The sequence below is a fragment of the Microcella pacifica genome, from assembly GCF_009371975.2.
Lineage (GTDB): Bacteria > Actinomycetota > Actinomycetes > Actinomycetales > Microbacteriaceae > Microcella > Microcella pacifica.
Map to the genome: position 1 here is coordinate 20,760 of NZ_VIKT02000024.1, position 8,414 is coordinate 29,173.

The 8,414-nt window shown below is 69.7% G+C and carries 7 protein-coding genes; 6 read left to right on the plus strand and 1 reads right to left on the minus strand.

Going from position 1 to position 8,414, the window contains the following annotated elements; genetic code table 11:
• The first annotated feature begins 1 nt into the window (after position 1).
• From dnaK to FK219_RS11720, 5 genes are all read left to right on the plus strand, one after another.
• Positions 2-1,894, plus strand: a complete 1,893-nt coding sequence (dnaK, locus tag FK219_RS11700; protein ID WP_152584098.1) for a molecular chaperone DnaK — start codon at positions 2-4, stop codon at positions 1,892-1,894.
• 4 nt (positions 1,895-1,898) lie between these two features.
• The gene (locus tag FK219_RS11705; RefSeq protein ID WP_152584099.1) at positions 1,899-2,597 is read left to right on the plus strand and encodes a nucleotide exchange factor GrpE; all 699 of its coding nucleotides are present in this window, start codon (positions 1,899-1,901) and stop codon (positions 2,595-2,597) included.
• Between the two features lie 9 nt (positions 2,598-2,606).
• Entirely contained in the window at positions 2,607-3,590 is a 984-nt protein-coding gene (locus FK219_RS11710; RefSeq protein ID WP_152584100.1) for a DnaJ C-terminal domain-containing protein, read from the plus strand.
• A gap of 65 nt (positions 3,591-3,655) precedes the next feature.
• Complete coding sequence (locus FK219_RS11715) at positions 3,656-4,054, plus strand: heat shock protein transcriptional repressor HspR (RefSeq protein WP_168212691.1); 399 nt, start codon at positions 3,656-3,658, stop codon at positions 4,052-4,054.
• Between the two features lie 42 nt (positions 4,055-4,096).
• Positions 4,097-5,212, plus strand: coding sequence for a class I SAM-dependent methyltransferase (locus tag FK219_RS11720; RefSeq protein ID WP_152584102.1), 1,116 nt, complete (start codon positions 4,097-4,099; stop codon positions 5,210-5,212).
• 15 nt (positions 5,213-5,227) lie between these two features.
• On the opposite strand, the gene FK219_RS11725 is transcribed toward FK219_RS11720, so the two are convergent.
• Positions 5,228-5,887: an NADPH-dependent F420 reductase gene (locus FK219_RS11725; protein WP_152584103.1), complete on the minus strand. Its 660-nt coding sequence runs from the start codon at positions 5,885-5,887 to the stop codon at positions 5,228-5,230.
• 175 nt (positions 5,888-6,062) lie between these two features.
• On the opposite strand from FK219_RS11725, the gene FK219_RS11730 reads away from it, so the two are divergent.
• Entirely contained in the window at positions 6,063-8,216 is a 2,154-nt protein-coding gene (locus FK219_RS11730; RefSeq protein WP_152584104.1) for an ATP-dependent Clp protease ATP-binding subunit, read from the plus strand.
• Positions 8,217-8,414 lie beyond the last annotated feature (198 nt).

Here is an 8,414-nt window from a genome sequence, read left to right on the forward strand (position 1 = left end):
CATGGCACGTGCCGTCGGCATCGACCTCGGAACCACGAACTCCGTCGTCTCCGTCCTCGAAGGTGGAGAACCCACCGTCATCGCCAACGCGGAGGGCTTCCGCACTACGCCCTCCGTCGTGGCCTTCACCAAGGACGGCGAGGTGCTCGTCGGCGAGACCGCCAAGCGCCAGGCCGTCACCAACGTCGACCGCACCATCGCGAGCGTCAAGCGCCACATGGGCACCGACTGGACCCAGGCGATCGACGACAAGAAGTACACGCCGCAGGAGATCAGCGCGCGCATCCTCGCCAAGCTCAAGCGCGACGCCGAGCAGTACCTCGGCGAGAGCGTCACCGACGCCGTCATCACCGTGCCCGCCTACTTCAACGACGCTGAGCGCCAGGCCACGAAGGAGGCTGGCGAGATCGCGGGCCTCAACGTGCTCCGTATCATCAACGAGCCGACCGCAGCTGCCCTCGCTTACGGCCTCGACAAGGGCAAGGAGGACGAGCTCATCCTCGTGTTCGACCTCGGTGGCGGAACCTTCGACGTGAGCCTGCTCGAGGTGGGCAAGGACGACGACTTCAGCACCATCCAGGTGAAGGCCACCTCGGGCGACAACCGCCTCGGCGGTGACGACTGGGACGAACGTGTCGTCGACTACCTCGCCAAGCGCTTCAAGGACTCGACGGGCGTCGACGTCACGAAGGACAAGATCGCGAAGCAGCGCCTCAAGGAGGCCGCGGAGCAGGCCAAGAAGGAGCTCTCGAGCTCGTCGAGCACCAACATCCAGTTGCCCTACCTCTCGCTCACCGAGAACGGCCCGGCCAACCTCGACGAGTCGCTCAGCCGCGCCAAGTTCGAGGAGCTCACGAGCGACCTGCTCGACCGCACCAAGAAGCCCTTCGAGGACGTCATCAAGGAGGCCGGGGTCAAGGTCGACGACATCGCCCACGTCGTTCTCGTCGGCGGCTCGACCCGCATGCCCGCCGTCAACGAGCTCGTCAAGAAGATGACCGGCGGCAAGGAGCCCAACAAGGGCGTCAACCCTGACGAGGTCGTCGCCGTGGGCGCGGCCCTCCAGGCGGGCGTCCTCAAGGGCGAGCGCAAGGACGTTCTGCTGATCGACGTCACGCCCCTCAGTCTCGGCATCGAGACCAAGGGCGGCATCATGACCAAGCTCATCGAGCGCAACACCGCGATTCCGACCAAGCGCAGCGAGACCTTCACGACGGCGGACGACAACCAGCCGTCCGTGGCGATTCAGGTGTTCCAGGGCGAGCGCGAGTTCACGCGCGACAACAAGAACCTCGGCACGTTCGAGCTCACCGGCATCGCGCCCGCACCCCGAGGCATCCCGCAGGTCGAGGTCACCTTCGACATCGACGCCAACGGCATCGTGCACGTCAGTGCGAAGGACAAGGGCACCGGCAAGGAGCAGTCGATGACCATCACGGGCGGCTCCTCGCTCGAGAAGGAAGACATCGAGCGCATGGTGCGCGAGGCCGAGGAGCACGCCGCCGAGGACAAGGAGCGTCGCGAGAAGGCCGAGGTGCGCAACAACTCCGAGCAGCTCGCCTACTCGATCGAGAAGCTCATCAAGGAGAACGAGGAGAACCTTCCCGACGACGTCAAGAGCGAGGTGCAGGACGATGTGGATGCTCTCAAGACAGCGCTCGCCGGTGACGACGACGATGCCGTGAAGTCGGCGTTCGACACGCTCAACCAGTCGCAGACGAAGCTCGGCGAGGCCATCTACGCCTCGTCGCAGGCGGAGGCCGCCGCGGGCGAGCAGCCCGAGGCGCCGGCCGAGGACGACGATGAGGATGTCGTCGACGCCGAGATCGTCGACGACGAGGACGAGAAGTCTGACTCGGACGCCGACTCTGGTTCTGACAAGGACAAGAAGTAAGTCGATGGCGGCCAAGAAGCGCAAGAACGAGGACGGGGCGGAGGTGCCCGAGGAGGGCACCCCCACCCCGGCCGCGGCCGACGAGCACGGTGGCGACCACGGCGACGACCACGGCAGCGATCAGGCTGCTCGCGACGGCGACGCCCCCCTCGCCGAGGACGGCGCCTCGACGGACGCCGAGGAGCTCGACGAGCTCTTCGCCGTCGAGGACGCCGACGTGGAAGTCTCCGAGACCGGCAACTCTCTCGATGCCGACATCGACCACATCCTCTCGGAGGCCGGGGCGAAGGAGATCGAGGAGTACCGGGATCGCGCTGCACGCGCGGAGGCCGAGCTCGCGAACTTCCGCACCCGCGTCGAGCGCGACCGCGCGGCGAACCGCGAGGCGGTCGTCGCCGAGGTGATTCGCTCACTCCTGCCGGCGATCGACGACCTGGATCGTGCGGCCTCGCACGGCGACCTGGAGGGCAGCCCGCTCGAGCTCGTGGCGCAGAAGATGCGCAGCAGCTTCGAGCGGTACGGCCTGCGGCGCGTCGGCGAGATCGGCGAGCCCTTCGACCCGGCCCTGCACGAGGCTCTCGTGCAGCTGCCGAGCGCGGAGGCGACGTCGAACACGGTCGCCGAGGTGATCGAGGTCGGCTACGCCCTCGGCGAGAAGCTCGTGCGCCCGGCGAAGGTGGCCGTCTCGGTTCCCGAGAACTAGGAGGGCGACATGGCCAGCAACGACTGGTTCGAGAAAGACTTCTACGCCGTGCTCGGCGTGCCGAAGGACGTCTCGGCGGCAGACCTCAAGAAGGCCTACCGCGCCCTCGCCCGCAAGTACCACCCCGACTCGAACCCGGGTGACGCGAGCGCGGAGGCGCGCTTCAAGGAGATCAGCGAGGCGCATCACGTTCTCGCCGATCCCGAGCAGCGCGCCGAGTACGACCAGATGCGCGCGATGGGTTCCGGCGCCCGCTTCACCGCCGGTGGCGGTGGTCAGGGCGGCTTCGAGGATGTCTTCGGCGGCATGTTCGGCGGGGGCGCCGGTGGTCGCCGCGCTCAGCCGGGTGGCGCGGGCGGCTTCGAGGACATCTTCGGCGGCATGTTCGGCGACGGCCGGTTCGGCCAGACATCGGGCGGGTTCCGCGGCTACGGCGGCCCCACGAAGGGGCGCGACCAGACGGCCTCGGTCTCCCTCGAATTCCTCACCGCGATCCAGGGCGACACCGTCACGCTCGAGCGGCAGGGCGGCAAGTCACTCACGGTCAAGATCCCCGCGGGGGTCTCGGATGGCCAGAAGATCCGCCTGAAGGGCAAGGGCGAGCGCAGCATCGACGGCGGCCCCGCCGGTGACCTCCTGCTGACGGTCTCGGTGCGCAAGCATCCCGTCTTCGAGCGGGACGGCCTCAATCTGCGCGTCGACGTGCCCGTGACCTTCGTGGAGGCGACGCTGGGCGCGACGATCGAGGTTCCGACGCTCGGAGGCGACCCGGTGAAGCTCAAGGTCGCGCCGGGAACACCGAGCGGTCGCGTGCTACGCGTCAAGGGCCGCGGCGTCACCACGCCGAAGGGCACGGGCGACCTGCTCGCGACCGTGCAGGTCGCAGTGCCCGCGCACGTGAGCGCCGAGAGCACGAAGAAGCTGCGCGAATTCGCGGAGAGCCTGCCGGCCGAGAACCCGCGCGACGACCTCATCGCTCGCGCACGCGGGTAGCGCGCGACACAATGAGCTGAGGCGGGAGCGACGTGGGAGGAGACCAGGTGGACGAGGACACCCCCATGTTCGCCATCGCGATCGCGGCGGAATTGGCCGGGATGCACCCCCAGACCCTGCGGCAGTACGACCGCCTCGGGCTCGTGTCGCCGACCCGCACGGCGGGGCAGAGCCGCCGCTACTCGATGCGCAACGTCGTGCAGCTGCGAGAGATCGCCCGGCTCAGCGGTGAGGGTCTCAACCTCGAGGGCATCCGCCGCATCCTCGAGCTCGAGAACGACGTCACCGAGCTGCGTCGCCGCGTGCGCGAGCTCGAGACGGCGCTCGCCGACGAGCTGCTCTCCAAGCCGGGGCGCCGCGTCTTCGCGGCCGGCTCGGAGGGCGAGGTCATCTCGCTCAAGGCGGGAACGCGCGCGCAGAAGTCGAACCAGGTCGTCGTCTGGCGACCGTTTCGCCGAGGCTAGTCGCGGCCACGCAGTCCGGCGCGAGGGCCTAGGGTTGCGCGAGTGACCGATGCTCCGCTCGACCGCGTGCTCGAACTCCTGCGCCGCCGCCCCGACATCGAGACGCCCGAGCTGCGGGCCTGGGATGCGGCCGACCGCTACCTGCTCGACACCGCCGATCCCTGGCTGCAGGACCGGCCTGCCGAGGTCGCCGTCCTCGAGGACACCCACGGGGCCCTCAGCCTCGGCGCCCTCGCCCTCGGTGCGCACCACGTGCGCGTGCACCAGGACTCTCTCGTCGCCCGGCGTGCCCTGGAGGCGAACGCCACCGACTCCGGCGTCACCGCGATGAGCCACCATGCCCTCGCCGACGTGGTCTCGCGGGATGCCCGGCTCATCCTGCTGCGACTCCCACGCTCACTCGACAGACTCGACGCGATCGCGCGCGAGGTCGCTCGCTGCGCGCACCCCGACGCCGTCCTGCTCGCGGGCAACATGGTCAAGCACATGACGCCCACCCAGAACGACGTGCTGCGCCGCAGCTGGGAGCGGGTCGACGTCTCGCTCGCGCGGCAGAAGGCGCGTCTGCTGACCGGCCGAGGGCCGCGCGACGTCGCGCCCGCCGAGCCCACTGTGGGCGAGGTGCCCGAGCACGGGCTGCGCATCGTCGCGCTCGCGGGAGTGTTCGGCGGGGCATCCCTCGATATCGGCACGCGCGCCCTGCTGGACGTCGCCGAGCAGTGGCCCGCCTACGAGACCGCGATCGACCTGGCGTGCGGAACCGGCGTGCTCGCCGTCGCGCTCGCGCGCCGCGCTCCCACGGCGAGGGTCATCGCGACGGACGTGTCCGCGGTCGCCGTCGCGAGCACGCGGCTCACGGCGGCGGCCAACGGCGTCCAGATCGACGCCGTGCAGGATGACGGCCTGTCGACGCAGCCGACCGACAGCGCCGATCTCATCGTGCTCAACCCTCCGTTCCACGTCGGCGCGGCCGTGCACACGGGCGTCGCGCTGCGGCTCTTCGCCGAGGCGGGGCGCGTGCTGCGCCCGGGTGGCCAGCTGTGGAGCGTGTGGAACAGCCACCTGGACTACGCGCCCGCCCTCGAGCGCACGGTGGGCCCGACGCGCCAGGTCTCGCGCGGGCCGAAGTTCACCGTGACCGTCTCGCGGCGGCGCTGACGAGCGCTGGGTGAGCTACCGCTCGCCGTAGCTGCGCACGGCCGCGAGCTGGTCCCGCAGCTCGGCCGCCGCGAACCGCGGCCCGTAGCCGGGGGTGTCCCGCTGGATGCGCCAGCTGTCGCGGAGCGGCCCGCCGACGATCGCGTCGAAGCCGATCGCCTCGACGAGCTCGGTCACGCGCCGCACTGCCGCGTCGACGTCGCCGTAGACCATGAGGGCACGACGCGTGGAGCTGCCGGAGGGCTCGGCGTGGGCCGTGATGTCGGCGGCGGGGATGTGGTTGAACGCCTTCACGACCGTCGACTCGGGCAGGTGCTGCGCCACCCACTCGGCGGTCGTGAGGCGCTCCTCGTCGAGCTCGGCGATGCTGCCGTCGCGGGCGGGGTAGTAGTTGTTGGTGTCGATCACGATGCGCCCCGCGAGCGGTTCGCTCGGGATGCTCGGCACGACGCCGAGCGGAACCGTGAGCACCACGAGCTCTCCCGCACGGGAGGCCTCCTCGACAGTGCCCGGGGTGACGGTGCCGCCTCCGGCCGCCGTGACCTCGGCGGCGAACTCCTCGAGGGAGGCGGGGCCGCGCGAGTTCGCGATCACGATGTCGTGCCCGAGCTTCGCGAATGCGCGGGCGAGCTGCGAGCCGATGTTGCCGGAACCGATGATGCCGAGAGTCGTCATGCTGGGCTTCAAGCGATTGCCCCGGCGGAGTATTCCCCGCTCGTGGGCGGCCTGCGTGTTCGCCGTGAGCAGAGCCTCGGAACGGGCATCCGCTAGCGGAGTCGGGTGCCGCGGCGTAAACTTGAGTCACCGCGACTCAAGATTGCCGCGACTCTCCACCCCGCAGGAGTACACGATGGCCAACATGCAAGGCGCCCCCTCCAGCCAGGAGGCCCAGAAGTCTGCCCTCGAGCAGTACGGCGTCAACCTCACCGAGATCGCCCGCTCCGGCAAGCTCGACCCCGTGATCGGCCGCGACGCCGAGATTCGCCGCGTGAGCCAGGTGCTCAGCCGCCGCACCAAGAACAACCCCGTGCTCATCGGCGAGCCCGGCGTCGGCAAGACCGCCGTCGTCGAAGGACTCGCCCAGCGCATCGTCGCGGGCGACGTGCCCGACTCGCTCAAGGACAAGCAGCTCGTCGGCCTCGACCTCGCGGCCCTCGTGGCCGGCGCCAAATACCGCGGCGAGTTCGAGGAGCGCCTCAAGGCCGTGCTGAAGGAGATCGACGACTCCGACGGCCAGGTCATCACCTTCATCGACGAGCTGCACAGCCTCATGGGCGCCGGTGGGGGAGAGGGATCCGTCGCGGCCGCGAACATGCTCAAGCCCATGCTCGCGCGCGGCGAGCTGCGCCTCATCGGCGCGACGACGCTCAACGAGTACCGGGAGTTCATCGAGAAGGACGCCGCGCTCGAGCGCCGCTTCCAGCAGGTCTACGTGGGCGAGCCGAGCGTCGAGGACACCGTCGCGATCCTGCGCGGCCTCAAGGAGCGCTACGAGGCGCACCACAAGGTCTCGATCGCCGACAGCGCCCTCGTCGCCGCGGCCTCGCTCAGCAACAGGTACATCACCGCGCGCCAGCTGCCCGACAAGGCGATCGACCTCGTCGACGAGGCGGCGAGCCGTCTCAAGATGGAGATCGAGTCGAGCCCCGTCGAGCTCGACGAACTCAAGCGGGCGGTGACGCGACTCGAGATCGAGGAGCTCGCCCTCAAGAAGGAGAAGGACGACGCGTCGAAGGCCCGCCTGGAGAAGCTACGCGGCGAGCTGGCCGAGAAGACCGCCGAGCGGGATGCCCTGCAGAAGCGCTGGGCGGCCGAGAAGTCGGGCCTGACCGCCGTCGGCGACCTGCGCACCCGCCTCAACGACGCGCGCATCGAGCTCGATCGCGCCATGCGCGAGGGGCAGTACCAGGAGGCCTCGCGCCTCAACTACGAGGTGATCCCGGGCATCGAGACGCAGCTCGCCGAAGCGGAGTCGGCCGAGAGCGGCCCGCGCATGGTCAACGACCAGGTGACGGACGAGGACATCGCCGCGGTCGTGGCCGCCTGGACGGGCATCCCCGTCGACAAGCTCACGCAGGGCGAGACGGAGAAGCTGCTGACCCTGGAGGCAGAGCTCGGCAAGCGCATCATCGGCCAGCGCGACGCCGTCGTGGCCGTCTCGGAGGCGGTGCGGCGCACGCGCGCGGGCATCAGCGACCCTGACCGGCCCACGGGCTCGTTCCTCTTCCTCGGCCCGACCGGCGTCGGCAAGACCGAGCTCGCGAAGGCGCTCGCCGACTACCTGTTCGACGATGAGAAGGCGCTCGTGCGCATCGACATGAGCGAGTACGGCGAGAAGTTCGCCGTCTCGCGTCTCATCGGCGCCCCTCCCGGCTACGTGGGCTACGAGCAGGGCGGGCAGCTCACGGAGGCCGTGCGCCGTCGCCCCTACTCGGTGATCCTGCTCGACGAGGTCGAGAAGGCGCACCCGGAGGTCTTCGACCTGCTGCTGCAGGTGCTCGACGACGGCCGCCTCACCGATGGCCAGGGCCGCACGGTCGATTTCCGCAACACGATCCTCATCCTCACCTCGAACCTGGGCTCGCAACTGCTCATCGACCCCTCGCTCGAGTGGGAGGCGAAGGTCGCCGGCGTGAACGACATGGTGCGGCAGGCCTTCAAGCCCGAATTCGTCAACCGGCTCGATGACATCGTCGTGTTCGCGCCGCTCACGACGGACGACCTCGGCCAGATCGTGTCGCTGCAGATCGATCGTCTCGAGCGCCGCCTCGCCGATCGTCGCCTGCAGCTGGCGGTGACGCCGGATGCTCGCACCTGGCTCGCGGAGCGCGGCTACGACCCCGTGTACGGGGCGCGCCCGCTGCGCCGCCTCATGCAGCACGAGATCGACGACGCCCTCGCCCGCGCGATCCTGTCGAGCACGATCGCCGACGGCGACGTGGTGCGTGTCGACGTCGCTCCGGAGGGTACCGACGGGCTTGCCGTCTCGCGCATGGAGGTCTGAGTCGATTCGGAGTGCTCACGGGCGAGCATCCCGTGGGTGTCGGCGGGGCTGATCGTTCAGCCCCGCCGTGCTGACTAGCTGTACTCGGTCATGACGTTGGTGACACTCGGGTGATCGGGGGTTTGCCTCCGCAGGCGGTGTGGGCTCGAGTGTAGTTGTAGTGCTCCAGCCAGGGCTCCAGGGCGTCGTGGCGGGCCT